This is a genomic window from Pararhizobium sp. O133 (assembly GCF_051669845.1).
Lineage (GTDB): Bacteria > Pseudomonadota > Alphaproteobacteria > Rhizobiales > Rhizobiaceae > Pararhizobium.
Genome location: NZ_CP196426.1, coordinates 2,592,666 through 2,619,018, shown reverse-complemented (window position 1 = coordinate 2,619,018; position 26,353 = coordinate 2,592,666). Strand labels below are relative to the sequence as shown.

Genomic DNA, 26,353 nt, shown 5'->3' with positions numbered 1-26,353 from the left:
GCCGGGGAGATTGCCGCGACAGACGCGGGAATCTCCTATTCTTCCCATGACGCGCAAATATGCGTCATGGAGACAGAACGTTAGCTGTCCAGCATCTCGCGCACGGCGACGGCCAGTTGCTTGAGCGAGAAAGGTTTCGGCAGGAAGCCAAATTTCGCATCCGCCGGCAGGTTCCTGGCAAAGGCGTCTTCCGCATAGCCGGAGACGAAAATGAACTTCAAATCCGGATAGTTCTTGCGGATTTCGCGCAAGAGGGTCGGACCATCCATTTCCGGCATCACGACGTCCGACACGACGATATCGACGGCGCCGCTCAGCTCTTCCATGATCTCCAACGCCTCGACCCCGGAACCGGCTTCGTGCACGGTATAGCCGCGGGTTTCCAGCATGCGCTTGCCGCCGCGACGTACCGCCTCCTCGTCCTCGACCAGAAGAACCACGGCCGAATTGCCGGTAAGATCCGTCGGCTCTTCCTTGACAGCAACCTTGGCGGCGAGCGCAGCCGTTGCCTGCGTGTCGGTGGTCTCACCGGGCAGCGGCGTTTCCTCGATATAACGCGGCAGCAGAATGTGGAAGGTCGTGCCCTTGCCGACTTCGGATTCCGGATAGATGTAGCCACCGGACTGTTTGATGATGCCGTAGACCATCGACAGGCCAAGTCCAGTGCCCTTGCCGACTTCCTTGGTGGTGAAGAAAGGCTCGAAAATCTTGTCGAGAATTTCAGGCGGAATGCCGGTGCCCTGGTCCGAGACCTCCACCGCGACATAATCGTCTTCCGGAAGGTCACGGCGGTTCAGCGCCGCCACTTCACTGGCCGGCAGATTGCGGGTCCGCAACGTAATGACGCCGCCGTTCGGCATGGCATCGCGCGCGTTGACGGCAAGGTTGAGCACGACCTGCTCGAACTGGCCAAGGTCCGTGCGCACCGGCCACAGATCGCGGCCGTAATCGACCTCGAGCTTGACGTTCGTGCCGGTCATGCGATCGACCAGCATGCGCAGATCACCGACGACATCGGTCATCGACAGCACCGTCGGACGCATCGTCTGCTTGCGCGAGAAGGCCAGCAACTGGCGCACCAGCACGGCAGCGCGGTTGGCGTTGCGCTTGATCTCCATCAGGTCGGCAAAGCTTGCGTCCGAAGGTCGGGCGGAAAGCAGCAGGTGGTCGGAGGAAAGCAGGATGGCCGTCAGCACGTTGTTGAAATCGTGCGCGATGCCGCCGGCAAGCGTGCCGACCGCGTTCATCTTCTGCGTTTGCGCCATCTGTGTCTCGAGCGCCTTCTGCTCGGTGATCTCGACGGCGTAGACGATGGCCGCCTCTTCCGGTGCCTGGTCGCTCTGGTCGATGACGGCGTTCACGTAGAAGCGAAAATGACGGGTTTCGTCGGTCGGATGCAGCGAATCGATCGGCGGAATGTCGCCCTGCCGATCCTTGGCCGCTTCCAGCGCCTCGCGCAGGCGCGACCGTTCGCTTTCATGCACGACGGCTTCGAGCAGCGCGCCGCGCTCCATGTCGTCCTGCGAAACGACTGCGGAAAACAGCTTCAGGAACGGCGCGTTGGTTCTCAGTATCCGGCCATCGCCATCGATCGAGGCAATCGCCATCGGCGTATTGTTGAAGAAGCGGGTAAAGCGCATGGCGGCGATCGAGGCCGACTGGTCGCTTTCGTCGTCATTGGAACGGGCAAGTACGATCGTGCGGCTTTCACCGGGGGCACCGTCGCGCGCGGAAGATACGCGGTGCACCATGCGCACGGCAAAGCCCTGGCCATTGGACTTACGCAGGTCGAGATCAAGCGTCTTGGTCTTTTTCAGGCCCGGCTCCGCCTGCACCGATTGCACCAACGCCAGCCCCTCGCCCGCCACCAGATCGGCGATGGTCATCGAGCCCGGCTGGAACTTGGTAAGATCCAGCCCCAGCCAGTCGGCCAAAGTCGCGTTGATATAGAAGATCTCGCCCTTCTTGCCGGCGGAGAAGAATCCGGCCGGCGCGTGATCGAGATAGTCGATGGCGTTCTGCAATTCCTTGAAGAAGCGCTCCTGGTCGTCCCGCTCTGAAGTGATATCGGAAATCTGCCAGATATAGAGCGGGTTGCGCTCGCCATCCTCGAGCGGCAGCGCCCGTGCCTTCAGGCGGAACCAGTGAGCGCCGGAGCCTGCGGAGCCACCGATTGGGCTCAGCGGCTTCAACAGGCGAAACTCCTCGTGGCCGGCCTTGCCTTCGTGCAGGCCGTTGGTCAGGCGGTAGATCGCCTCCGTCGCCTCGCGGTTGCGCGACAGGATGGTTTCCAGCGACTGGATCTCGGTCGCCTTGGTCGCGCCGGTGAGCCCGCCATAGGCGGCGTTAGCGTAGATGATGCGGCCCTTGCGGTCGGTGACCAGCGTCCCGTCCTGATGGCCGTCGAGGAAGGCGCGCGCCAGTTCGTCAGGCCGTGATTGCGGCATGACCTCGATGAAGCCGATGACGGAGGAGACCAGGAAAAAGATGCCGACCATGGCCAGCACGCCAAGAATGCCAAGCACGATCTCATTTTCGAGCTGGCTCTTGAAGACGACGAACGACACCGCCGAGGCCGTCAGCACGATGGCGAGCAGGATGATCCTCAGCACCGTGCCGGGCCGGGTTCCACGATCCACTATAGGCATGTGATAGTCACCTGCCTGCCGCAATTTCGTCATAAGGTCCTCGTTTGCCACCGCACCACATGCAACCGGAATGGTCGTGGGTTCGGCTCGTCTGCTCCGCTTGGCGGCAATCGGGGCGGATATGCAATCCGCGCCGGCGGAATGCGGAACACCAAGCAGGAATCATCTTTAACAGCCATAGGGAAGAGCAGAAAGCACTTGCATGAAAGGCATTGCCGTCAATTCACAGGGAATGTCCCCGATCCCCTCGCCGAACCGGACACGAGCGCTACATGCGGGTTGAAGAATGAGAACGGGACAATGCGCGATGCTGCTTGCCTCGATTTGAAAAAAGCCGTCAAATAAAGGCGGAACCGGGTCTCAAAGGAGTACAGCACATGATCGAAGATATCGTTGGCAACAACGGTACCAAATTCATCATTGCCGCGGGCGCTGTGGCTCTGGGTCTGTTGTGCCTTGTGGGCGTCCTGTGGTTCATTCGCAACCGGCCTTCCTCTCCGTTCATTCGCGGCGGCAAGAACCGCCAGCCCAGGCTTGCCGTGCTTGACGCGGCCGCGATCGACACACGCCGACGGCTTGTTCTGGTACGCCGTGACGATGTCGAACACCTGATCATGATCGGTGGGCCGACCGACGTCGTCATCGAAAGCCGGATCGCCACGCCGTCACCGGTGGCCACGGCGACTGTCGTCACACCGGAAGCCGGTGTTGCGCGACCGCCGGCCGAGCGTGCCTTGCCGGAACGCTCGATCGAACGTCCGGCGGCAGAGCAGCGACGCGCGGCACCGCAACCTGAAACGCGGCCCGCGCCGGTATCCGGTATGGGCCAGGTGCTCTATGGTGACAATGCCGACGCCGCCCCGCAGCCTGTGCGCTCAGTCCAGCCGACCCCAAGCCGCTCGCAGCCGGAAACCGTGGCGCGCCAGCCTCAACCGGAGCGCACAGTCGCAATCCCGAGCCAGCAGCCGCGCCCGCAACCGGTCGCGTCGACCGCCATTCCGCAGGTCGCGCCCAGCGGCACGGCCCGGACACCAGAGGACATTCTGGAATCCGCCAGGAACCGCGTCCTTGCTGCCAATCAGACTGTTCCCATTCAGCGCGCCCAGACCGAGCCCGGTCCACTCGTTGCAGCAACACAGGCTGCAGTACCGGCCATCCAGACACAGCCGGTTCTGCAAAGCCAACCGGTCGTTCAAACAGAGCCCCCCGTGCAAGCGCAGCGGGAGACGTCGGCAGCTGAATTCGAGCGCATTCTCGATGCCGAAATCACCGGAGACCTCGGCAAGCTGACGGTGGACGACATTCGCCTGGAGGCGGAACAGCGTAACAATCCGGCCAACGCCACGGTTCGACAGGAGCCCCGGCTCGGCACCACACCCAGCGGACGCAGCGAACCCTCGCTGGAAGACGAGATGAACCGCATGCTGAGCGAGATTGCCGTCAACAGGAAGAATTGATTTCCGCTTGGGATAGGCCGAGCCGATGGAAGTTCGTCGGACAAACCCGAACAACAAAAACGGCGCGATCATCTCGCGCCGTTTTTGTTGGATCATGTCCCGCCGAAACGGTTTACTCGTCGCGGTAGACTTTTTCCCGGCGCTCGTGACGCTCCTGCGCCTCGATCGACAATGTCGCGATCGGCCGCGCATCAAGGCGCTTGAGGCCGATCGGTTCGCCGGTTTCCTCGCAGTAACCGTAGGTGCCTTCGTCGAGCCGTTGCAGGGCGGCATCGATCTTGGAGATCAGCTTGCGCTGGCGGTCGCGGGCTCGAAGCTCGATGGCCCGGTCGGTTTCGGAAGACGCCCTGTCTGCCAGGTCGGGGTGGTTTGCACTTTCCTCCGCGAGGTGACCCAGTGTTTCGCGGGCTTCACGGAGGATGTCGTTTTTCCAGGCGTTCAGTTTTGCTCTAAAATATGCCCGCTGATTGGTATTCATGAATTCCTCGTTCTCCGAAAGGACGAAGGAACTAAGATCGATCTTCTCACTCAACGCGATTCTCCTGAAGAACATCTCATATGCGGCGGTGTATAGCCCCATGCATGCGCTCTTTCAAGTCTCTGAAAAACAGCGCACCGTTTTTTAAGCCTTGCTCAGATTGCAGGCTAACAGGCTAATATTTCATCAAAATTACAGATACAGGTTTGTGCGCGAAATTGTCTTGCGGCCGAAGCGGGCCACATATCGTAAATCTGTCGCCATGATTGGGGACGAACCGGATTTAGATTTTCACATCCATGTGCGTCGCACAAAAACACCCAGGTGTTTTTCTGCCTGCAGATGAAACATCCAGCAAAATTCGCATTCGCAACAGGATTGGCCGATCATGAACCGCATGGGATTGCCGTTATCAAAGCTCCGCACCATCGTCGATCTCTGCCGCAATATTGGCTGCGCCTGCGTCATCGAGGGCATGGAAACATCCGAACAGGTCGTCATCCTGCGGGCGCTCGGCTGCGGCATCATGCAGGGATATTGTTTCGGCCGTCCCATGCCGTTCACCGAAACACTGGAAAAACTGACCGCCCAACAGTTCGCCAGACGCAACGAGCCGGAAAAACAGACCGCCGTGGCTTGATCTTTGTGAGGCCCCGGCGGACAAAGCTGAACGGTCGAACGCCACGGCCGGTCATGTCACAATCCGGGAATCCGCTCCATGTCCGCCGCACCCGCCCCGGTTTTCCGGCTTTACCTTCTCCGGCACGCCAGGGCCGGCTGGGCGCTGCCCGGCCAGACGGACTTTGACCGGCCTCTCGACGATACCGGCTTTGCCGCCGCCGAGATCGTCGCCGATCTGGCGTCCGATCGCGGCTTCAAGCCGGATTTGGTGCTGTGCTCGACCGCGGTCCGTTGCCGCCAGACAGCCGAAGCTTTCCGCCGCTCGGTGCGGGAAGACCTGGACATCCGTCATGTCGATGCCCTTTATGCCGGTGCCGCCGACGTCTATCGCGACATTATCGCGGGCCAGGATGCCAGCGTCTCCTCCCTGATGGTGGTCGGCCACAATCCGGTGATCGAGGAAATCCTGCGCGAAAGCATCGGCGAACAATCCGCGTCCGAGGTCATTCCGGTCGGATACCCGCCAGGCGCGCTTGCGGCCATTGATTTCGAGGCACGTCCTCGCCCCGACGCCCTGCCGCATGGCAGGCTGGTAGCGCTCATCATGCCCGACGGGCATATGGAGTAAGCTCGCTCAAGGCTTGGCCGCAAAACCTTTTTTCGGCCGCTTGCGCACCCTATATCGCAGATGACCGCGCCTGCCCGGCGCCAGATCAAACGCATACCGAGGCCCAATCTTGCCGCCATTCCTGACCCGCTTCACCGATGATGCAAGACTTGCGCTCGATACGCTCGCCGACCGTGCCTCGGGCTTCGTCCATCCGACGCTGCGGCTCGGCGTCACCGGCCTGTCGCGCGCCGGCAAGACCGTTTTCATCTCGTCGCTGGTCCACAATCTCCTCAATGGCGGCCGTCTGCCGGTGTTCGAAGCCGCCCGTTCCGGGCGCGTCTCGAAAATACGGCTGGAACCGCAGCCGGACGATGCAGTGCCGCGCTTCCAGTATGAAGATCACATCATGGCGCTGGTGCGCGATCGGGTCTGGCCGGATTCGACCCGAGCCATCTCGCAATTGCGCATCACGCTCGACTACGAAAGCGCATCAGGCTGGAACAGGTTGTTTTCACCCGGCAGGCTGTCAATCGACATCGTCGATTATCCCGGCGAATGGTTGCTCGACCTGCCCCTTCTGACGCAGGATTTTCGCACCTTCAGCGACCGGACGGTGGAGCGCGCCAAAACCGGCGTGCGCGCCGAACTGTCGGCCCACTGGCTATCCGTGGCATCCTCCCTCGACATCACCCAGCCGGCGGAAGAAACCGATGCGCGCCGGCTGGCAGAGGTGTTCACCCGCTATCTCCAGGCCTGCAAATCCGACGAGCGATCGCTGTCCACCCTGCCGCCGGGCCGTTTCCTGATGCCGGGCGATCTTGAGGGGTCGCCGGCTTTGACCTTCTCGCCGCTTGCCAACCTGCCGGAAGGTCGGGCGCCAAAAGGCTCTCTCTGGGCGATGATGGAGCGGCGTTACGAGGCCTACAAGACGCATGTGGTGAAGCCCTTTTTCCGCGAGCACTTCGCCCGGCTCGACCGTCAGATCGTGCTCGTCGACGCGCTGCAGGCGATCAACCGCGGCCCGGAATCGCTGCTGGATCTGGAGGGCGCTCTCGCCGACGTGCTCGCAAGCTTCCAGCCGGGCACCAACTCCTTCCTGTCATCCTTCCTCACCAAGCGAATCGACAAGGTGCTGATCGCCGCGACCAAGGCCGATCATCTGCACCATGAAAGCCATGACCGGCTGGAGCGGATCACCGAACGGCTCGTCCAGCGCGCCGTCGAGCGGATCGGCATGAGCGGCGCGGGGCTGGAAGTCATGGCGATTGCCTCTGTGCGGGCCACCCGCGAAGCCACTGTCAACCATGACGGCCACGCCCTGCCGGTGATCGTCGGCACGCCCATCGCAGGCGAGAGGATCAACGGCGAAACCTTCGACGGAGAACGGAAAACAGCCATATTTACCGGAGACCTACCGAAGAATCCGGATTCACTTTTTGAAGACCTTGAATCAAAACCGGAACATAGCCTCGTTCCAGACCTCAGCTTCGTGCGGTTCCGTCCGCCCCATATCGAGGAAACCGGCGGCGGCCTGAAATTGTCGGTGCCGCACATCCGGCTTGACCGGGCCATGCAATTCCTGTTCGGAGACCGGCTGGCATGAGCGATATCCCCAAGATCCCCCAGCGCAAGCCCGCCGCCTTCACGCTCGAAAGCGATCAGGCAGGCGCAACCCGAAAGCCGGATCCGGCAAAGCGTTCGCCCGCGAGTTTCGACGAGAACATCGTGATGACGACGGATGACGACGATCCCTTCGCGGCGACAACGACGGCCCTTCCGGATGCGCCGGAAGCCATGCCGCGCAAGCGGCGATTCTCGTTCGGCAAGCTTGCCTTCGGAGCGCTCGGGCTGCTCGTATCACTGGCCGTTGGCCTCTGGGTCGATAGCCTGATCCGCGATCTCTTCACCCGCGCCGACTGGCTGGGATATCTCGCCATCGCCACGGCCGTCATCGGCCTCCTCGCCTTTCTTGTCGTCATCGGCCGCGAGATGGCCGGCATCATGCGGCTGAACGCTGTCCAGGCGCTGAAACAGGAAGCGATCGACGCCAGCACGGCGCCAACAGCGAAACCGGCCCGGCAGGTCATGGCACATCTGGTTCATCTGCTCGCAGCCAAGCCGCAGACCGCGCGCGGGCGCTCGCGGCTGAAGGAAACGGAAACAGAGATTATCGACGGTCCGCACCTGCTCGACCTGACGGAACGCGAACTGCTGACACCGCTCGACCGGCAAGCCCGCACCCTTATCCTCAATGCCTCGAAGCGCGTCTCGATCGTCACCGCCGTCAGCCCGCGTGCACTCGTCGATCTCGGTTATGTCATCTATGAATCCGCCCGCCTGATCCGGGCAATGGCGGATCTCTACGGCGGCAGGCCGGGCACGTTCGGCCTCATGCGGCTGATGCGCGACGTCATCGCCCATCTTGCCGTCACAGGCTCGATCGCTGTCGGCGACAGTCTGATCCAGCAGGTATTGGGTCACGGCATTGCCTCGAAACTCTCCGCCCGCCTCGGCGAAGGCGTGATCAACGGGCTGATGACAGCCCGCATCGGTATCGCCGCCATGGACCTTTGCCGGCCGATGCCATTCCGCGCCCTCAAGCGCCCCGGCATCGGCGACTTCATCGGCGACCTGACGCCGGGCGGGTCCAGGGCGAAAATGTTCGACGATACAAACGCCTAAATCCCGCCATACCAGTCGTAGCCAAGATCTTCCCAGAATCCGCCCTTGCCGCGACCGAACGGGGCGAGTGTCGAGGTCAGTTCGATGCCCTTGATGTATTTTGCCATCTTGTAGCCGAGCTGGCGTTCGACGCGCACCCTCAGCGGCGCGCCGTTGGCAATGGAGAGCGCCTGATCGTTGTTGCCATAGGCGAGGATGGTCTGCGGATGACGCGCATCGATCATGTCGATCGATTCGTAATAGGCGACCGCGCCCGACAGGCCGAGATTCATCGTATCGTAGCAGTGAAAGACGACGAATTTCGCTTCCGGCTTCACCTTCACCTGGTCGAGGATCGTCGCAAGCGGAACGCCGGTCCATTTGGCGATGCAACTCCAACCCTCGACGCAGTCATGCCGGGTAATCTGGGTGCGGGCAGGCATGTTGCGCAATTCGTCGAGGCTGAAGCTCAGCGGCTTTTCCACCAGCCCGCCGACCGTCAGCCGGTAGTCGGCGAACGCCTTTTCTTTTAATGCCAGATAGGCCTCGTCGGTCGGATCGGTCGAGCCGTTCGGGCGCTGGCCTTGGCGAATTTCGCTGGCTGCAAATTCCGGAACCAGCGTATCGGCGCCGATCAGCATGCGATGAGCCCGGTAGGTCAGGCTGTTGGCGGAGGCCATGAATTCACGGACAGGGCTCTGGTTGGACAGGAAGCCATCAAGCGCATCACAGCCTGACAACGGAATGGCAGCGGTAGCAACACCGGCAATGGTGAGGAATTTGCGGCGGTTGACGATGATCCGGCTCATGCCAAGTGCTCCTCTTTCGTATCCGGATCGGTCCGGTACCAGCCGGTGACGATCGAGCGCAATTCATTGAGCGGCCCGGCGGCAAGAACCATGAGGATGTGAATGAGAAAGAAAGCCACCAGTGTCGCCATGCAAAGGAAATGGATGGTGCGCGCCGTCTGCCGTCCACCGAATACGTCCAGCAGCCACGGCCAGGCGGCATTCATGCCCGGCGACATGGTGATGCCCGTCAAAATGATCAGCGGGAAGATGAGGAGCAGGATGCCGGCATAGGCGAGCTTCTGCAGAACATTGTAGCGGCCGTCGTGATGGAAACGGAACCGCAGGTGATCCGACAGGCTTTTCGGCACAGCTCGAATATCCGCCATCGTCGGCAGAATATCGCGCTTCAAGTGACCGCTGATCAGGCTGCTGACGAACCAGACGAGAAACGCCGCGGCGAAGAACCACGCAAAGAAGAAATGAATGACACGCCCTGTCGCCAGGTCCTGATAGGAGGGCAGCGTCGCCCAGGACGGGAAGCCGCGATAGGACGGGTTATCAGCCGGGCCACTCATGCCGAACACGCCTGTCGTCTTGAAACTGCGACCGAACACGGTCGTATATCCATCGACCGTCCCGTCAGCGGCCTGTGCCGCACGCATGGACAGGACGCTGTTGTCGAACTCAAAGCCCGACTGCTTGCCGATATAGAGTTCCGGATGCGCGTTGAATATCTGCAACCCGCTCAACAACAAGAAAAATAACGCGATCGCCCAGGTCCAGTGGGTAAGACGAGTCGCCACCCTGTGCCGATAGATCACCTTGCCCTTGGCCAGAGGAGAATCGGAACGCGATTCAATGTCGTCTATGATGGTCATCTCGGCCTCCCTTTATGCGCATTTACGTAACAAAGCCGTACCGGGTTTCAAACGCACGTCCTGTCACCGCTGCACACATCGTGGTGAGAGTCCCGTGAAAGCCGATGTTTTCCAATGGTTTTCGGATTTTCATGGCGCGAAATGAAACATTTCGTGAGTAGGTTTGCCAGCCTGGAAAGCCGCCAATGCAACGCTCCATTAACCATTTAAGTGCAAATGTAGCCTCACATTCTGGACGTTGACCATCAAGGATAGTTCATGTTTTCGCGCCCGTCTTTGATCGCTCGCGGCATTGCCGCAGCCTCGCTTGCAGCCATTTCCTGCGCAGCTTCGCCTGCGTTTTCAGGAAGTAATGACAAGGCGTTTTTTGAACAGGTGGCCGGCCAATGGAAAGGCCCCGGCGAAATCGTCGCCGGCAAGTACAAGGGCACCAAGTTCACCTGCGACCTGACCGGCGAGCCGTCCGACGGATCCTCGGCCGGCATCAAGCTGGATGGCTTCTGCCGCGTCGGCGTCTTCAAGCAGCCGATGTCCGCGCTGATCACCCAGGCCGGCAAGAGCTATAAAGGCAAGTTTCTCGACGGCGCCAACGGCAAGGGACTGGACATCATTTCCGGCAACGTTGCCAATGACAAGATCGTCGTCGGTATTAACCGCAAGAAGCTGAACGGCGCTATGATCGCCCGCATGCAGGGCGATTCGACGCTCAACATCACCATTTCGGTGAAGGTCGAAGACACGATGGTGCCGGTCATCGGCGTCAGCCTCAACCGTCAGGTCGACAATATCGCAGTCGGCTCGATCAAGCAGTAACGATCTGTTCCATAGACTATCTAAGAGCCGGCCAGTCCGGCTCTTTTTGCGTTGCGGCTGCCGCTCGGGCGCGCCGCCACCATCCACTGTCGGGATCGGCGACTTCGATGCCCGTGATATCGGCATGTTTCAGCCAGTCCTCCACAGTGCGCCCCGACACAATCAGATCCTGAGCGAAATCGGCGAGCGGCATCAGCACGAAGCCGCGTTCTGTCATGCGCGGATGCGGGATTTGCAGCGTCGCGGTGTGCTGGGCGAGATCGTCGAAGGTCAGGATGTCGATATCGATGGTGCGCGGCCCCCAGCGCTCCAGCCGTTCCCGCTTCATCTGCCGCTCGATCGATAGGCAAGCGTCGAGCAGTTCCTCCGGCGAAAGAGATGTTTTCACCTGCGCGCAGGCATTGAAGAACCAGGCCTGATCCGTCTTGCCCCAGGGCGGCGTGCGGTAGAGCTTCGAGACGGCCGTGACCGCGCAATCTTCCCGGGCGTCCAGCAGCGTCAGCGCCCGCGCCATCGAGGCGGCGGGATCGCCGATATTGCCGCCGAGCCCCAGTGTTGCTTCATGCATGATCATGTCAGGCAAAATGCTCGACCGTGACCTCGACATAGTCGAGCACGCCAGGAACGGGCGCGTTCGGCTTGCGGATCGAAATTTTGGCGCGGCGGATCTGCGGGAAACGCGAACAGAGCGTCGTTGCCACCTCCAGCGCCAATGCTTCGATCAGGTAACGCCTGCGGCCGGTGATGATCCGCTCGATCTCGGTGAAGGCGATGCCGTAATGCACGGTATCGTCAATGGAATCCTCGATAAGCGCGGTGCCCTGCTCTACGTCCAGTTCCGCATCGACGAAGAAGCGCTGCCCCAAAAATTCCTCCTCGTCATGTACACCGTGGCGGGCGAAGAAGGCACAATTCTTGAGGGTGATCGTGTAGGTGGCTGTCATGGTCGATATTCCTTCCCAAGTCCTGCCGTCATTGTCTTTTTGCAGCCAGCATAGCATCAGCGACGAGAAGCGCATCCCTGTTGATTGCGACATCGTGTACCCGGAAAACCGCGGCACCCGACATTCTGAGCAAGGCGGTCGTCGCAGCCGTGGCGACATCCCTGTCCTGCGCTTCGCGCCCGGTCATGGCTCCGATAAAGCGCTTGCGCGAGGTGCCGGCAAGCAAAGGCAGGCCGAAGCCGTGCAGTTCGGTAAAACGGGCCATCAGCGCGACATTCTCGTCCGTATCCTTGGCAAAGCCGAAACCGGGATCGAGAACGATCCGGTCGCGCACGACGCCCGCCGCTGCGGCAATCTCCAGCGATCGATCGAGGAAATGATACTGGTCGCGGACGACATCAACGAGCTTTTCCCTGTCGCGGCCGGTGTGCATGATGCAGAGCCCCGCGCCGGCGGCGGCCGCGACATTGGCGATGGCGGGCTCACGTTGCAGGCCATGCACATCGTTGACGATATGGGCGCCCGCCTCAATCGCAAGCTTCGCCGTTTCCGCCCTGTAGGTATCGATGGAAATGATCGCATTCGTCTGGCTGGCCAGCGCAGCAATGACGGGAAGCACCCGGTCCTGCTCTTGCTGGGCCGTCACGAGTTCGGCCCCCGGCCGGGTCGATTCACCGCCGATATCGACGATCGAAGCGCCGTCCTCAAGGCATCGCAGGGCCTGCGCGACCGCTGCATTCGTCTCCGCGTAAGAGCCTCCGTCCGAGAATGAATCCGGTGTCACATTGATGATCGCCATCAACAGGCCGACCGGGCCGAGCGTCAGCGTCCGGCCATGCGCCAGCTTCCACTCGAAAGGCTGAAAAGGATCGTCCATGGTCTCCTCCCCTTGCCGCCCTGTCACCAAACGAAGGGCCTTGAGCGATATGCCACCTGTTGCCTCAAAGGCGCGGAACGAATTGTGTTTTCCGGTTTGAAAGCGGCGATCGGTGATTTGCTGTTGCGCTTGCGCTGGCTATGCCCCAAGCTCTATCGAAGTTCAACACCCGAGACCCGTACCATATGCCGATCGGCCGCCTTTCCATCGCCACGCTCCTGTTTTTGAGTATCGCGGCGAGCAACACGACGCCGGCCCTTGCCGATACCGTCGTGAACAAGTCCATCACGTATTTCTCCGTCGGCGGCCGCACGGCCGAAGAACTCGACAAGGCCCTGTCCGAGCACGGGCCGATGATGAACTCGACGGGCACGCGTCATCCCGGCGCGACCAAGATCAAGTTCGGCGGCACGGTGACCTATGTGAAACATGGCGAGCGCTGTGCCGTCGGCAGCGCGAAGGTGACGCTGAGCACCAGGCTGATCCTGCCCCGCTGGAAGAACCGCCGGAAGGCCAATCGCGACCTCGCTCTCGTCTGGGATACGCTGGCAAGCGATATCAAGCGCCACGAGGAGCGCCATGCGGAGATCGCCCGCAACCATGCCCGCAAGCTTGAGAAGGATTTCCTGGCGCTGAAGCCGGAGGCAGATTGCGAACGCATGCAGGCGCGTGTGGCACGCCTCAGCGAGACGGCGATCCAGGACCACGACCGTGACCAGGCTCGTTTTGACCGGAGGGAGGCAGCCAATTTCGATCGCCGCATGGTCCGGCTTCTGCAGTACCGGCTGGATACGATGACGAAGCGCTGATATCAGGCGCGTCACCCTCAAATCACAAAAACATGAAGAAATGAATCACCGCGCTGGTGCGAACCTTGCGCGTCAACAGTATTTTATTGGTGATTTCTAGCGATAGAACAGTGTCGCAATTTCAGGTAGATTTAAATCATAGAGTGAAGAACGGAAAGAAATCCTTTCTCACTCCTCACCGGCTCCAACACTTATGCATCCATGATGGATGTCGCGGACCGGAAGTATTGTTTCGCGCTTGACTGTCTCGGTCGGATTGATGCTCGACCGCCCGATACAATCGCGCATGTTGTGTTCTCCTGGCGTATCCTTTTGCAGCAGGTGTTCCCTCCCTCATCTGTATGCGATGCGCCCTCCTGGCCCCGCTCGTCGATCGCGACAGGCGGGGCTTTTTTTGCGCGCTGCTCAGACGGCGAATGGCCTCAGGCCTGCCGCTCGGGAACGTGAACGACGAGACCGTCCAGACCGTCCTTCATCTTGATCTGACAGCTCAGCCGCGAAGTCGGCTTCACGTCATAGGCGAAATCGAGCATGTCCTCTTCCATCGCTTCCGGAGCACCGACCGTCGCCGACCACGCGTCGTCGACATAGACATGACAGGTCGCGCAGGCGCAGGCGCCGCCACACTCGGCCTCGATGCCGGGAATGGAGTTACGCACGGCATTTTCCATCACGGTCGAACCGTTCTGGACGTCGAGGTCGTGGCGCGTGCCGTCAAAGGCGATAATGATCAGTTTGGGCATGATGGCTTCCGGATGCTTGGCGTTGGATTGGCATGCCGCAGGAACAAGTGCGCCGCCTCGAAACGGAGGCGGCGGCGGAACGCGGCGAATTCATCCGATTTCTTCCAACAATTCCCCTCGCCAGTCAACACGAGGGGCATTTGGCAAGAAGCGACAATGGCCGTGACCGTTTGTCGCTGAGACATCCCGAAGACGGTATCCAACGGTTACCGGCAGAGCTTCAGGATAAAGAGTTCAGCCTCGATCACCGCTGCGCTGAGGGCTACGAGATGGCTCGCGTCCTGCGGATGCGCTTCGACCGCATCGGCGCTGTGGGCGACGCCGAAGGCGCCAACGGCAAGAGCAGCGCCCCTCAGGCGATGTGCCGTCGCGCCGCGGACCTCGGCATCATCGGACGAAAGCTCTTTCATCAGCTGCCGGGTCTGGCGCGCGAACATCTGCAGCACCTCGATTTCGAGCAGCTTGTCGCCCATCGTCTGTGTCGCCAGGTGAACGAGATCGATCGGCCGCGACTTGGACGGGCAAGCGCCTCCAAAATTGTCCGGTGCTTCGAATGCGATTTTGAGGGCAGCCATGTGCCAATATCCTTGTTGTTGTTTTTTTCTGGCGCAAGCGGCATTCAACCGCCTGACCGTTTTTTTATATTCCCCGCCCCTCGGACGCCCCGATTTTGTCGGCGTCAGTCTCGAAACGCTGGTCCTGTCGGGTATGATCAGGCTTTGGAAATGATGCCGGCCTTGTCATCGCCGCACCCTGCCCTGCCTTCATTCCGCTCTCATGCTGGGCTTATTAGGCGTGAGCGGCGCTGCTATCTGATTAAAACGAGGCACAATGAGGGCAGCTTTCGCTCGGCATGGTTAACGAGCGTTAAACCACCGGATTACAAGGGTTTGCGGTGACGTTAGGCGCATTTTTCATTAAGAACTTGTTAGGATTTTAACGAATGCGGGACACCCTTAATTGTAAGAAACCGGTGAATGTGTCACTACGGTACGTTGAGGGATGTATTCATGCTGGCAGGCTGGAACGATCCTGACGGAAAACTGCGTTGAATGAAGTACCCAAGGGTCTCGATGCGTTATCCGTCGGTACGTGTAGAAATGGGTGCATGTCAGGGTTCTGCGTCGATGTAGTGCGCGTATCCTGCTGTTCACCGTCCGGGTATCGGAGGTGCTCCCCAATGCAGGCGGTGTTGCGGAGGGTCCTTCCGAAAGGACAGTTTGGTAACGAGGCGTATCCGCATGGCGACAAATAAAAGCAACGAGTCGATCGACGACAAAGCGTTCCAGGCGTTGGAAGATGCCCTGAAAATCGACTTTGACGAGCTTAAGTCTGCCCTGAACGACAAGGCGTCGTCGGACGGTCCGGAGGCAAAGGCGTCCGCCCCCGCAAAGCAGGCACCCGTGGCCGGCCAGGCCGGGACAAAGCCCCAGCAGGAACAGGCGAACCGGACGGCTCGCTCCGCTGAGGCGCCAAGAAGCCTTTCTCCCGAACCGGCCCCAAAGGCCCCCACCTTCGCTCCCGCCAATGATGATGGCCGCAAGACCCCGGCCGCCGTTCTGCGCTCGTTGGACGTCCGCTCCAGCCGTTCGGCCATGCGCATCGCCGCCGCCATCTCTCTTCTGTGGATCGTTGGCGGCCTCGGTGTCGCCAATCTCCTTTATGGACCGGAAATCTGGCAGATTCGATCGCTTGCCGACCTCTCGGCCATGCCGGGCGCCGTCGGCGTGGCGATTTTCATAATCCTGCCGGTCATGCTGTTCTTCTCCTTCGCGATCATGATTTCGCGTGCCCAGGAATTGCGCAGTGCCGCCCGCTCCATGGCGGAAGTCGCGCTTCGCCTCGCGGAACCGGAAACCGCCGCCTCCGAACGCATCATGACGGTCGGCCAGGCCGTGCGCCGCGAAGTCTCGGCCATGAACGAAGGTATCGAGCGCACCATCGCCCGTGCCACCGAACTCGAAACGCTGGTTCATTCCGAAGTCAACGCGCTTGAGCGCTCCTACAGCGACAATGAGTTGCGCGTCCGCACCCTCGTCCAGGAGCTTGGCCTCGAGCGCGAAGCCATCGTCGGCCATGCCGAGCGCATCCGCTCGTCGATCTCCGGCGCCCACACCCAATTGAAGGACGAGCTCGCCGTTGCCGGCGATGATATTTCCAACCGGATCGCCACATCGGGCGAAGCCTTCGCCTCGATGATCGAGACGCGCGCCGCTGCCCTGATGGAACGCTCCGACAGCGCCACCCAGACGATCGGCGCCATGCTGTCGACTCGCACCGACGCCCTGCTCTCCGGCCTGACAACGGCTGGCGTCGCGCTCGGCAACGAGTTCGACACACGCCTGGAAACGCTCAGCCAGACGCTTGCCAAGCGCGGCCATCAGTTGCTCGGCCAGTTCGAGACCCGCGCCTCAACGCTCGACGCCAACACCGAAAAACTCAACGCGGCGCTGAACGAGCGCGCCCGCCAGCTCAACGAAACGCTGATCGCACGCACCCGCGATCTGAACGAGAGCCTCAATGTCGGCCAGCAAGCGATCGTCGGTGGCCTCGACGATATTTTGAACACGCTCAACGCCACGCTCGACGAAAAGGGCGCGAGCTTCCGCCAGAGCCTGAAGACCACCGCCGACGACACGATCATGGATCTCGACCTGCGGTCGGGCTTCTTCGAGGAAAAGCTGACGACCACCGTCGGCCAGTTGGCCAGCGCCTTCGATTCCCGCTTCCACGAATTTGCCACCGCCTTCGACAAGCGTGCCGGCATGCTCGATTCCAAGCTGATGGAAAGCCTTGCCCGCATCAACCAGTCGGTGACCGGCGGTTCGGACGCGATCGGTGGCATACTCGACGGCGGTATCGAGCGCTTTGAATCGGCGCTCTCCGAACAGTCGCTGACACTCGCGACGACGCTCGGCACCACGCAGGATTTCATCGAACACACGATCAGCAGCAAGACCGCCGAACTGGGCGATGCGATCGGCAACGCCCACACCCGCATCGACAGCGTGCTGGCGGAACGCTCCGGCACATTGATGAGCGCGCTCACTGCCGCCCAGGACCGGATCGAATCCGGCTTCTCGCAGCGCGCCGGCTCGCTCGAAACTGTTCTCACCGAAAGCCAGCAGCGGCTTGCCGATACGCTGGAAGCCCGTACCAGCGCCATCGCCACCAGCAACCAGCAACTCGCCGACAACTTGGATACCCGCACCAGCGGTTTCATCGATGGCTTGCAAGCCATTCACGGCCGGATCGAAGACACCCTGTCCAACCGCGCCGACGAGATTACCAGCGCGATCGCCGCCAGCCAGCACCGCCTCGACAACACGCTGTCGGAGCGGACCCTGGAACTGTCGACCCTGATGGCCACGAATTCCGAACTGATCGACAGCGCTTTTGAAGGCACGGCAGAGCGGATCGACGCCATCCTGTCCCAGCGCACCGGCGCGCTGACCGGCGTGCTGTCATCGTCGACGGCCGCCATCAACAGCGCCTTCGACGGAACCGCCGAACGGATCGACACGATCCTGTCGCAGCGCACGGATGCGCTGACTGGCACCCTGGCGTCTTCGACGGCTGCCCTCGACAGCGCCCTGGAAGGCACTGCCGGGCGGATCGACACGATCCTGTCGCAGCGTACGGATGCGCTGACCGGCGCACTGGCCTCGTCCGCAACCGCCATTGACCGCGCCTTCGACGGAACCGCGGAACGCATCGACACCATTCTGTCGCAGCGAACCGGTGTGCTCGCGGGTGTACTGACGTCTTCCACAGCTGCCATCGATAGCGCTTTCGAGGGTACCGCTGAGCGGATCGACGGAATCCTGTCCGAACGCACTGGTGCCCTGTCCGCCGTTCTCTCGACATCGACCGGCGCCATCGAAAATACCATCAGCGGCACTACGGAACGTCTGGACGCGATCCTTTCGGAACGCAGCCGAGCGCTGGGCGATACGCTCGCCACGCAGACCTCGACGCTCGATGCCCTATTGAGCGACCGCTCCTCCGAAATCGCCGACACGATGACCGCGCGCGCCACGGAAATGGCCGACACGCTGAGCAACCGTACCGAAGAGATCGCCGACAGCCTGTCCTTCCGCGTCACCGCGATCGCCGAAGCCATGGCCGACCGCACCGGCGATATCGAACAGCAGCTTTCGGGCCGCGTCGCCGAGATCGCCGACAATCTCTCCAGCCGCGTCACCGACATTGCCGGCACCATGACCCACACTTCGGCCGAGATCGCCACCGTGCTCTCCGGTCATGCCTCGGACATGGCGGCGGCAATGGTCAGCAAGGCCTCCGATATCGAGCAGACGCTCGCCGGCCGCGCCGATCAGCTCAGCACGTCGCTTGCCTCCACCCATGACCAGATTCGCGCGACGCTGGATGATCGTATCAACGCGATCAACGTTGCGGTCACGCATGGCAAGACCCAGCTTTCCGACGTTCTCGAGGAGCAGTCGCTGTCCATCGCAACCACGATGGCCACCAGTTCCAGCATGCTCGAAATGACGCTGGAAGAACGTCAGGCTGCGCTCAGCGGCGTCATCGACCGCAGCGCCGAGGCACTCGAACAGCGCATGGTCGAAAGCACCAGCCATGTCGCGTCGCAGCTCGGCCAGACCGCCGATCAGATCAGCCGCGCCGCCGACACGCTGACCCAGCGCATGGATGCGTCGCTCTCCAACATCAACAACAGCGTCGATGGTACCGGCGCGCGCATCGAGAGCAGCCTTGGCGTGCTCGAGGGCCGCATCCGCGAAAGTGTCGGCGGCGTCAGCGAATTCGTCGACAATGCCGGCCAGCGCATCGCCGATACCCTCTCGACAAAGATCGCCGAGCTTGACCAGGTCAGCGACAGGGCGGCGGAGCGGATTTCCGACAGCCTGTCGTCGAAGGTCGTCGAGCTGGATCAGGCCAGTGGCCAGGCAGCCGCTCGCATCGCCGACAGTCTTGCCGGCCGCACCGACGAGATCGACCGGATCGGCAGCCTTGCCGCGACCCGCATTGCAGAAGCCCTGTCGGGGCACACGGCGGAACTCGACCAGGTCAGCGCCGCCGCTGCCGCCCGCATTTCCGAAAGCATCAGCGGCCGCACCGAAGAGATCGACCGGATCAGCGGCGCCGCCGCGACACGCATTGCCGAAACGCTCGGCAGCCATACGGCTGAGCTCGGCCGCGTCAGCGCCGAAGCCGCAACCCGCATCGAGGCCAGCATCGAAGGCGGCACGGGCCGCATCGAGGAACGCCTCGGCACCATGGACCGCGCCCTGTCGATCGGTCTCGACAATGTCAGCCGCACGATCGAGGGCAAGGCCGCCGGCCTCGTCACCAGCCTGCGCGGCGCCGTTAGCGACGCATCGCAAGGCATCGACGCGGAAGCCCAGCGTTCGGCCGATCTGCTCGCCAAGGCCGGCCAGGACTTCGCGGAAGCCATGGCGGCCCGCCAGGCCGATTTCCAATCCGCGGTCGAGCAGACGGCAGCCACCGCGGCCATGCGCAGCGCGGAACTCGCCCGCTCCGTCGGCGAAGCTGCGGATGGCGCTACGTCCCGCATCGCCCAGACGCAGAGCCGCGTCGCCGAGCAGGCTTCCTCGCTGCAGCAGAGCCTTTCGGACGTCGAGAAGGCGCTGGAGACCCGCGGCGATACGATCCGCACGACGCTCGACGACAGCACGCGCGAACTCAATTCGATGCTCGCCGGCCGCTCCGCCGAACTGACGCGCCTGATCGACGAGCAGGCCCGCCCGATCATCGATCAGTATGCCGCGACCGGCAAGGAAGCTGCCGACCGCATCAGTGGTGCTGCCCGCGAAAGCGCGGAACGCCTGCGTGCCGAAAACGCCAACCTGCTCGAGAGCCTGACGGCCCGCACCGGCGAAACGCTGAACGCGATTTCCACCCGCGCCGACGAAACCGCAATGGCCATGAAGATGGTCGAGAACCGTCTGCAATCGACGGCCTCGGGCCTGATCGAGCAGCTTTCGGCCAGCAACGCCTCCATCGCCGGCGTCATCGAACAGGCAAGCGCCAATCTCGGCGCCATGGATCAGCAACTGGAATCGACGACCGCCCGGTTCTCGGACTCGGCGACGCGCGCCTCCGACATGCTGTCAACGACCACGCGCCTGCTCGAAGGCAAGGTCGACAAGCTGGCGGACATTTCCGGCACGACCTTGTCGCAGATTGGCGGAATCGTCGGTCGCTTCGAGGATCACTCGAAGGTTCTCGGCCAGGCGTCCGATCTTCTCGCCGCTGCCCAGTCGAACCTGGTCAGCACGCTCGAAGAACGCCAGGATGCTCTGCGCACCCTCTCGATCGGCCTCGTCAGCCGGTCCGAGGAAATCGAAAAGACCATGCATGCGCTCGAAGGCTTCGTTGATGGCGCCTTCCAGCGCGCCGAGGATCGCTCGGCACAGGTGGCCGGCAACCTTCGCTCGGGCATCCAGTCGTCGTTCAGCGATGTCGGCCGCATCCTGAGCGATGCCGAACAACGCGCCGCATCGGCTGCGGACGCGATGCGCGATGCCGTGATCAAGGCCGGTGACGATGCCAGTATGTCGGTGGAATCGGTGTTCGTCCGGGCTGAAGAACGCTCGAGCGAGATCGCCAACAACCTGCGTGCCGGCGTCCAGGCCTCCTTCGCCAATGTCAGCAGGACGCTGTCGGAAGCCGAGGAACGCGCGGTATCGGCAAGCGAAGCGATGCAGGCCGCCGTTACCAAGGCTGGTGAAGATGCCGGCCTCTCCGTGGAAGGCGCCTTTGCCCGTGCCGAGGAACGCTCGAAGGAAGTCGCCCAGCGCCTTCGCGGTAGCGTCGGTGCATCGCTGTCGGATATCGATCGCCTGATGAACGACGCGAGCAAGAAGTCTGATGGTGCCGCCTTGCAAATGGGCGAAGCTATCCGCCAGGCCGTCGAGGAAGCCGTCGCCCGCTTCAGCGGCGCCACGGACGAAATCCGCCGCTCGGCCCACGAGATCCGTAAGGAACTCGACATGACCCGCGACGAACTGAAGCGCGGCGCCTTCGACCTGCCCGAAGAAGCCAAGGAAAATGCTTCGGTGATGCGCCGCGCCGTCGCCGAGCAGATCAAGGCCCTGCAAGAACTGTCCGACATCATCGGCAAATCGTCCGGCCAGTTGGAAATCTCCCAGCCGGTGACACGCCAGCAGCCTGCCCAGCAGCCGGTCGCTGCCGCTCCGGTTCGCGCCGCCATACAACAGCCCGTTGTTCAGCAACCCGTCGCCCAGCAACAGGTCGTGGAACAGCCGCGTCGCCCGGAAACAGAACCTCTGCTTCGCGGCAGCCTCGGCATCGAGCAGCAACGCCCCCTCGCCCAGCAACCGGCCATCCGCCAGCCCGAGCCCGCAGCCGACGCCCGCCCGCGTGGTGAAGAAGGCAGCGGCTGGATGCGCGACCTGCTGCGTGGCGCATCGCGCGAGGAAGAGCCGGTCGTAACGCCGCCGGTGCAGCGTGCCAGCGAGCCTCAGCCCGCCGCCCGTTCCGGCGACAACCGCAATCCGCGCCACGTGATGGAATCGCTGAACTCGCTGTCCGTGGATATCGCCCGCGCCATCGACCACGATGCCTCGGTCGATCTGTGGCGGCGTTACCAGCGCGGCGAACGCGACGTGTTCACACGTCGCCTCTATACCCTCAAGGGCCAGCAGACCTTTGACGAGATCAAGCGCAAGTATGACCGCGAACCGGAATTCCGCACTGCCGTCGATCGCTACATCGCCGATTTCGAAAAGCTGCTCGGCGACGTCGCCCGCAACGACCGCGACAAGGTGATGACCCAGACCTACCTGACGTCCGATACCGGCAAGGTCTATACGATGCTGGCGCATGCGGCCGGCCGGTTCAGCTAAACGCGTATATATCCCGCGCATTTCGAGAGAAGGCCCGTCCTGCACGACGGGCCTTTTCCTGTTTGGAAATTATCCGTTGAACGATGTTCATCGCCAACGCATTGACGGGGCCCAATTCAATACTAGAATACCCCCTATAGACCCCCTGTTCTCTTAAGGGATTGAGGAGCAGCAATGACCCTGCAGGTTAAAATTTCCGACATTGCAATCTGGTTCAAGCACGTGGAAAGCCCACAGTTGCGCGAACGCCTCAGAGCCCTCCCCGACGAAGAATACATCAACCTGGAAACTGACGGCGTTGTCGGCCGATGGATACGGATGAAAACCGGCAAGGATGGTCGTCCCACGGAAGCGATCAGACCGGAAGGCAGCATGAAACGTGTTTGGAGCGATTGGTTCAAAAACCGGCGTGGCGAGCTTGTTTCCATTCGCGAAGTTCAACTCGCCGACGACTATCTGATCAATGTTTCAAAGTTATTTGAAGAATGGGACAGTCCTGAGGATGAGGCAGCGTTCCGTGATCTGTGAAAGATACGAAACGATCGTCGTCCCCTTTCCGTTTTCAGACATACCAGTTCTCAAAAGACGTCCAGCGGTTGTTCTGTCGGGCAGTCGCTTCAATGGCGTCAACAGCGCGACAGTCGTGGCCATGATTACGACAGCGAAGGCTTCGACATGGCCAAGTGATATTCTGCTTACAGATCTTGCAAGCGCAAATCTACCTCAACCGTGCCTCGTTCGCTGGAGACTTGCGACGATTCCAAATGCCCTTATTCTTCGCAAACTCGGCGCGTTGGCTGCAACGGATCGCCTCGCCTGCGAACGGGAGTTCGCAAACATTCTGCTTTAAAGCATGTCTCGCAAAAGTGTGCGGTGGTTTTGCGAAAAGACATGCGCCAAAACAAAGCTGAAGCGTGCGGAGCGAATCTGAAAGATCGCGACACGCATTAAACTAGGCAACGTCGTTGTCACACTCCATACACAAAAAAGGCGGCCTCACGGGACCGCCTTTTTTCGTTCGAAACATTGAAAGCCTCAGTGTTTCTTGTTCGCGTAGATCGACTTCTTCGTCAGGTACAGGAGACCGGTGAAAATCACCAGGAAGACGAGGACCATGAAGCCCGTGCGTTTGCGTTCTTCCAGGTGCGGTTCGGCCGTCCACATCAGGAAGGCCGAAACGTCCTGGGCGTACTGGTCGACCGTCTGCGGCGTGCCATCGTCATAGGTGACCTGGTCATCGGAGAGCGGCGGGGCCATTGCAAGCGACATGGCGGCGTTGAAGTACGGGTTGAAGTGCGTGCCTTCCGGAACCGTCACACCTTCCGGCGGTTCCTGATAGCCGGTCAGCAGCGAGTGGATATAGTCCGGGCCACCTTCCTGGTACTGAGTGAAGATATCCAGGATGAACAGCGGGAAGCCACGCTCCACGCCGCGCGCTTTGGCGAGCAGCGAGAAGTCCGGCGGCGCCGCACCGTTGTTGGCGGCAGCGGCGGCTTCCTCGTTCGGGAACGGCGACGGAAAGTGATCGGATGCGACTGCCTTGCGGGTGAACATTTCACCATCGCCATTCGGACCGTCCTGCACTTCGTAGTTCGCGGCGAAGGTCTTCACCTGCGCGTCGGAATAGCCCAGGTCTTCCAGCGTGCGGAAGGACACGAGGTTCATCGAATGGCAGGCGGAACAGACTTCCGTGTACACCTTCAGACCGCGCTGCAATTGTCCCTTGTCATAGTGACCGAAGGGACCGGCAAAGCTCCAGTCGATGTTCTTCGGCTTGAAGATCGGAAAGTGCGCGTTGGCAACGGCGTGCTCCGTCGCTTCCTTCACCCCATGCTCTTCCTCGGCGGCATAGGCCGTGCCGCCCAGGATGCCGGCTGCGAATGCGAGCGACAGGAGGCTTGTAACAAGCTTTTTCATTGGTTCAGTTCCTCTCGAGCCGCTTACTTTTTGTTCTGCTTTTCCAGAACCGCTTCCGTAATCGAATTCGGAATACGCTTCGGGGTTTCGACCAGGCCGAGAACCGGCATGATGATGAGGAAGAACGCGAAGTAGTAGAACGTGCCAATCTGGGCCATCAGGGTGTAGAGATCGGTCGGTGCACGCGAACCCAGCCAGCCGAGCAGGATGGCATTGGCAACGAAGAGCCAGAAGAACAGCTTGTACCAGGGACGGTAGACAGCGGAACGGACCTTCGACGTGTCGAGCCAGGGCAGGAAAAACAGGATGATGATCGAGCCGAACATCACCAGAACGCCGCCGAGCTTGGAGTCGATCGGGCCGATGTTGAAGGTGATGGCGCGCAGCATCGCGTAGAACGGCAGGTAATACCATTCCGGAACGATATGGGCCGGCGTCTTCAGCGGGTTGGCCATGATGTAGTTGTCGGGGTGGCCGAGATAGTTCGGCATGTAGAAGACGAACCAGGCATAGGCGATCAGGAAGACGGAAACGCCGAGCGCATCCTTCATCGTCGCATAGGGCGTGAACGCAACCGTATCGGTCTTGGTCTTGACTTCGACGCCGGTCGGGTTGGTCTGGCCGGTGACGTGCAGCGCCCAGATATGCAGGACGACAACGCCGGCAATCATGAAGGGAAGCAGGTAATGCAGCGAGAAGAAGCGGTTCAGCGTCGGCTGGTCGACGGCGAAGCCACCGAGCAGGAACTGCTGCAGCCACTCACCCACCAGCGGGAAAGCCGAGAAGAAGCCGGTAATAACGGTCGCGCCCCAGAAGGACATCTGACCCCAGGGCAGAACATAGCCCATGAAGCCGGTTGCCATCATCAGGAGATAGATGACGACGCCGAGGATCCAGAGGATTTCGCGCGGCGCCTTGTACGAGCCATAGTAGAGGCCGCGGGCAATGTGCAGATAGACCGCGATAAAGAAGAAGGATGCACCATTGGCATGCATGTAGCGCAGCAGCCAGCCGTGGTTCACGTCGCGCGCAATCTTTTCGACCGACTCAAAAGCGTAAGCCGTGTGAGCCACATAGTGCATGGCCAGGACGACACCGGTGAGGATCTGGATGATCAGCATCACCGACAGCATCGCGCCGAAAGTATAGGCGTAGTTCAGGTTACGCGGGACGGGGTAGGAGACGAAGCTGTCATGCACCATCCGCGGCAGCGGCAGGCGCGAGTCGATCCATTTCTCGATACCGGTCGTCGGTGTGTAGGTTGAATGATCCCCACTCATAGTCAGTATTCCCCTCAGCCGATCTTGATGACTGTGTCAGTGGTAAAAGCAAAGGTCGGAACCGGCAGGTTTTCGGGCGCCGGGCCTTTTCGAATACGGCCGGCCGTATCATAGGCCGAGCCATGGCAGGGACAGAACCATCCATTGTATTCGCCGGACTGGCCGAGCGGCACGCAGCCGAGATGGGTGCAGGAACCGATCATCACGATCCAGTTTTCCTTGCCCTTGCCGGCCGAGCGATCGAGGCCGGTGGCCTGTGCATCGGCAGGAAGGTTGGCGTTGCGTGCGACCGGGTCCTTGAGGTCGGAAAGCGCGACCGCGTCGGCTTCCTTGACTTCCTCATCGGTACGATTACGGATGAACACCGGCTTTCCGCGCCATTTCACCGTCAGCGACATGCCCGGCTGCAGGCTCGAGACATCCACTTCGATCGAGGCAAGGGCCAGCGTCGAGGCATCCGGGCGCATCTGGTCGATGAACGGCCAGGCAACCGCAGCGGCGCCGACCACGCCGGCCATGCCGGTGGTCAGATACAGGAAGTCACGGCGAGTAGGCTCGCTCAGGGTTTCGCTTGATATCTCGTGTTCGCTCACGGCTAAACCATCCTCTCACGCAATGTTGCGGTAACCGCACAATCCCCCGGCGTCAATCCGCGTCCCGTGATGCCACTTGAGCGAAAGAACACCGCCAAATCAATAAGTCGGATACACGATTCGCCGAAAACTTTCGTTTTTCCGTCTCATGCATCAAAACCGGGGCAAACCTCGCACGTCACGATAAACGGCAGATTCCCCGGCAATCCGGCGGGTTCTATGCTTGATCGCATGGGATGTCCAGCCTTGAGCACAAGAGGTGAGCCACAATGTCGCGGGAAAACCGAAGCCAATGTTCGCAAACCGATTTTCACACTTGCCCGCACGCAAAACGGAGCTTCGGAAACTGTCGGCGCGGC

General features: G+C 61.2%; 22 protein-coding genes. 10 read left to right on the top strand and 12 right to left on the bottom strand.

What is annotated here, in order from left to right; translation table 11 throughout:
• Positions 1-80 precede the first annotated feature (80 nt).
• Positions 81-2,681, bottom strand: a complete 2,601-nt coding sequence (gene cckA / locus ACST81_RS12485) for a cell cycle histidine kinase CckA (protein ID WP_438748068.1) — start codon at positions 2,679-2,681, stop codon at positions 81-83.
• Between the two features lie 344 nt (positions 2,682-3,025).
• On the opposite strand from cckA, the gene ACST81_RS12480 reads away from it, so the two are divergent.
• Positions 3,026-4,105, top strand: coding sequence for a flagellar biosynthetic protein FliO (locus ACST81_RS12480; RefSeq protein ID WP_438748065.1), 1,080 nt, complete (start codon positions 3,026-3,028; stop codon positions 4,103-4,105).
• A gap of 112 nt (positions 4,106-4,217) precedes the next feature.
• Here ACST81_RS12480 and dksA read toward each other — a convergent pair whose 3' ends face one another.
• Positions 4,218-4,637 (bottom strand): RNA polymerase-binding protein DksA, encoded by a 420-nt coding sequence (gene dksA / locus ACST81_RS12475; RefSeq protein WP_438748063.1) that lies wholly within the window; start codon positions 4,635-4,637, stop codon positions 4,218-4,220.
• Between the two features lie 334 nt (positions 4,638-4,971).
• On the opposite strand from dksA, the gene ACST81_RS12470 reads away from it, so the two are divergent.
• From ACST81_RS12470 to ACST81_RS12455, 4 genes are all read left to right on the top strand, one after another.
• Positions 4,972-5,223 (top strand): EAL domain-containing protein, encoded by a 252-nt coding sequence (locus ACST81_RS12470; protein ID WP_438748062.1) that lies wholly within the window; start codon positions 4,972-4,974, stop codon positions 5,221-5,223.
• 78 nt (positions 5,224-5,301) lie between these two features.
• A complete protein-coding gene (locus tag ACST81_RS12465; RefSeq protein WP_438748060.1) occupies positions 5,302-5,832 on the top strand; it encodes a SixA phosphatase family protein in 531 nt (176 codons plus the stop codon).
• A gap of 109 nt (positions 5,833-5,941) precedes the next feature.
• Positions 5,942-7,417 carry a YcjX family protein gene (locus ACST81_RS12460; RefSeq protein WP_438748059.1) on the top strand — a complete coding sequence of 492 codons (1,476 nt, stop codon included), beginning with the start codon at positions 5,942-5,944 and terminating at the stop codon, positions 7,415-7,417.
• On the top strand, positions 7,414-8,496 hold the full coding sequence (locus ACST81_RS12455) for a YcjF family protein (RefSeq protein ID WP_438748056.1): 1,083 nt from the start codon (positions 7,414-7,416) through the stop codon (positions 8,494-8,496). Before ACST81_RS12460 ends, ACST81_RS12455 begins: the two co-directional genes overlap by 4 nt.
• Here ACST81_RS12455 and ACST81_RS12450 read toward each other — a convergent pair.
• Positions 8,493-9,284 carry a molybdopterin-binding protein gene (locus ACST81_RS12450; protein ID WP_438748054.1) on the bottom strand — a complete coding sequence of 264 codons (792 nt, stop codon included), beginning with the start codon at positions 9,282-9,284 and terminating at the stop codon, positions 8,493-8,495. The genes ACST81_RS12455 and ACST81_RS12450 overlap by 4 nt on opposite strands.
• Positions 9,281-10,144: a cytochrome b/b6 domain-containing protein gene (locus ACST81_RS12445; protein WP_438748053.1), complete on the bottom strand. Its 864-nt coding sequence runs from the start codon at positions 10,142-10,144 to the stop codon at positions 9,281-9,283. Before ACST81_RS12445 ends, ACST81_RS12450 begins: the two co-directional genes overlap by 4 nt.
• Before the next feature lie 258 nt (positions 10,145-10,402).
• Here ACST81_RS12445 and ACST81_RS12440 point away from each other — a divergent pair, with 258 nt between their 5' ends.
• Complete coding sequence (locus tag ACST81_RS12440; protein WP_438748052.1) at positions 10,403-10,957, top strand: hypothetical protein; 555 nt, start codon at positions 10,403-10,405, stop codon at positions 10,955-10,957.
• Between the two features lie 16 nt (positions 10,958-10,973).
• On the opposite strand, the gene folK is transcribed toward ACST81_RS12440, so the two are convergent.
• Genes folK through folP form a run of 3 tightly spaced genes read right to left on the bottom strand, consistent with a single transcriptional unit; the run spans position 10,974 to position 12,778 of the window.
• Positions 10,974-11,531 (bottom strand): 2-amino-4-hydroxy-6-hydroxymethyldihydropteridine diphosphokinase, encoded by a 558-nt coding sequence (folK, locus tag ACST81_RS12435; protein ID WP_438748051.1) that lies wholly within the window; start codon positions 11,529-11,531, stop codon positions 10,974-10,976.
• 1 nt (position 11,532) lies between these two features.
• Positions 11,533-11,901, bottom strand: a complete 369-nt coding sequence (folB, locus tag ACST81_RS12430; protein ID WP_438748048.1) for a dihydroneopterin aldolase — start codon at positions 11,899-11,901, stop codon at positions 11,533-11,535.
• Positions 11,902-11,929: 28 nt separating this feature from the next.
• Positions 11,930-12,778, bottom strand: a complete 849-nt coding sequence (folP, locus tag ACST81_RS12425) for a dihydropteroate synthase (RefSeq protein ID WP_438748046.1) — start codon at positions 12,776-12,778, stop codon at positions 11,930-11,932.
• A 140-nt stretch (positions 12,779-12,918) separates the two neighbouring features.
• On the opposite strand from folP, the gene ACST81_RS12420 reads away from it, so the two are divergent.
• The gene (locus ACST81_RS12420; protein WP_438748044.1) at positions 12,919-13,587 is read left to right on the top strand and encodes a DUF922 domain-containing Zn-dependent protease; all 669 of its coding nucleotides are present in this window, start codon (positions 12,919-12,921) and stop codon (positions 13,585-13,587) included.
• A 422-nt stretch (positions 13,588-14,009) separates the two neighbouring features.
• On the opposite strand, the gene ACST81_RS12415 is transcribed toward ACST81_RS12420, so the two are convergent.
• Together ACST81_RS12415 and ACST81_RS12410 are read right to left on the bottom strand one after the other, a co-directional pair.
• Positions 14,010-14,330, bottom strand: coding sequence for a 2Fe-2S iron-sulfur cluster-binding protein (locus ACST81_RS12415; RefSeq protein WP_438748043.1), 321 nt, complete (start codon positions 14,328-14,330; stop codon positions 14,010-14,012).
• A gap of 206 nt (positions 14,331-14,536) precedes the next feature.
• Positions 14,537-14,905 (bottom strand): Hpt domain-containing protein, encoded by a 369-nt coding sequence (locus ACST81_RS12410; protein ID WP_438748042.1) that lies wholly within the window; start codon positions 14,903-14,905, stop codon positions 14,537-14,539.
• 666 nt (positions 14,906-15,571) lie between these two features.
• On the opposite strand from ACST81_RS12410, the gene ACST81_RS12405 reads away from it, so the two are divergent.
• The 3 genes from ACST81_RS12405 (at position 15,572) to ACST81_RS12395 (ending at position 23,054) form a co-directional block, all read left to right on the top strand.
• Positions 15,572-22,204, top strand: coding sequence for a kinesin (locus tag ACST81_RS12405; protein ID WP_438748040.1), 6,633 nt, complete (start codon positions 15,572-15,574; stop codon positions 22,202-22,204).
• A gap of 174 nt (positions 22,205-22,378) precedes the next feature.
• A complete protein-coding gene (locus ACST81_RS12400; RefSeq protein ID WP_438748039.1) occupies positions 22,379-22,732 on the top strand; it encodes a hypothetical protein in 354 nt (117 codons plus the stop codon).
• Complete coding sequence (locus tag ACST81_RS12395; protein WP_438748036.1) at positions 22,668-23,054, top strand: type II toxin-antitoxin system PemK/MazF family toxin; 387 nt, start codon at positions 22,668-22,670, stop codon at positions 23,052-23,054. Before ACST81_RS12400 ends, ACST81_RS12395 begins: the two co-directional genes overlap by 65 nt.
• A gap of 185 nt (positions 23,055-23,239) precedes the next feature.
• On the opposite strand, the gene ACST81_RS12390 is transcribed toward ACST81_RS12395, so the two are convergent.
• From ACST81_RS12390 to petA, 3 genes are read right to left on the bottom strand one after another with little or no spacing between them, the layout of a single operon-like run.
• Positions 23,240-24,121 carry a cytochrome c1 gene (locus tag ACST81_RS12390; protein WP_438748034.1) on the bottom strand — a complete coding sequence of 294 codons (882 nt, stop codon included), beginning with the start codon at positions 24,119-24,121 and terminating at the stop codon, positions 23,240-23,242.
• Positions 24,122-24,144: 23 nt separating this feature from the next.
• The gene (locus tag ACST81_RS12385; RefSeq protein ID WP_438748032.1) at positions 24,145-25,401 is read right to left on the bottom strand and encodes a cytochrome b; all 1,257 of its coding nucleotides are present in this window, start codon (positions 25,399-25,401) and stop codon (positions 24,145-24,147) included.
• A gap of 14 nt (positions 25,402-25,415) precedes the next feature.
• Positions 25,416-25,994, bottom strand: a complete 579-nt coding sequence (petA, locus tag ACST81_RS12380) for a ubiquinol-cytochrome c reductase iron-sulfur subunit (RefSeq protein ID WP_438748030.1) — start codon at positions 25,992-25,994, stop codon at positions 25,416-25,418.
• Positions 25,995-26,353 lie beyond the last annotated feature (359 nt).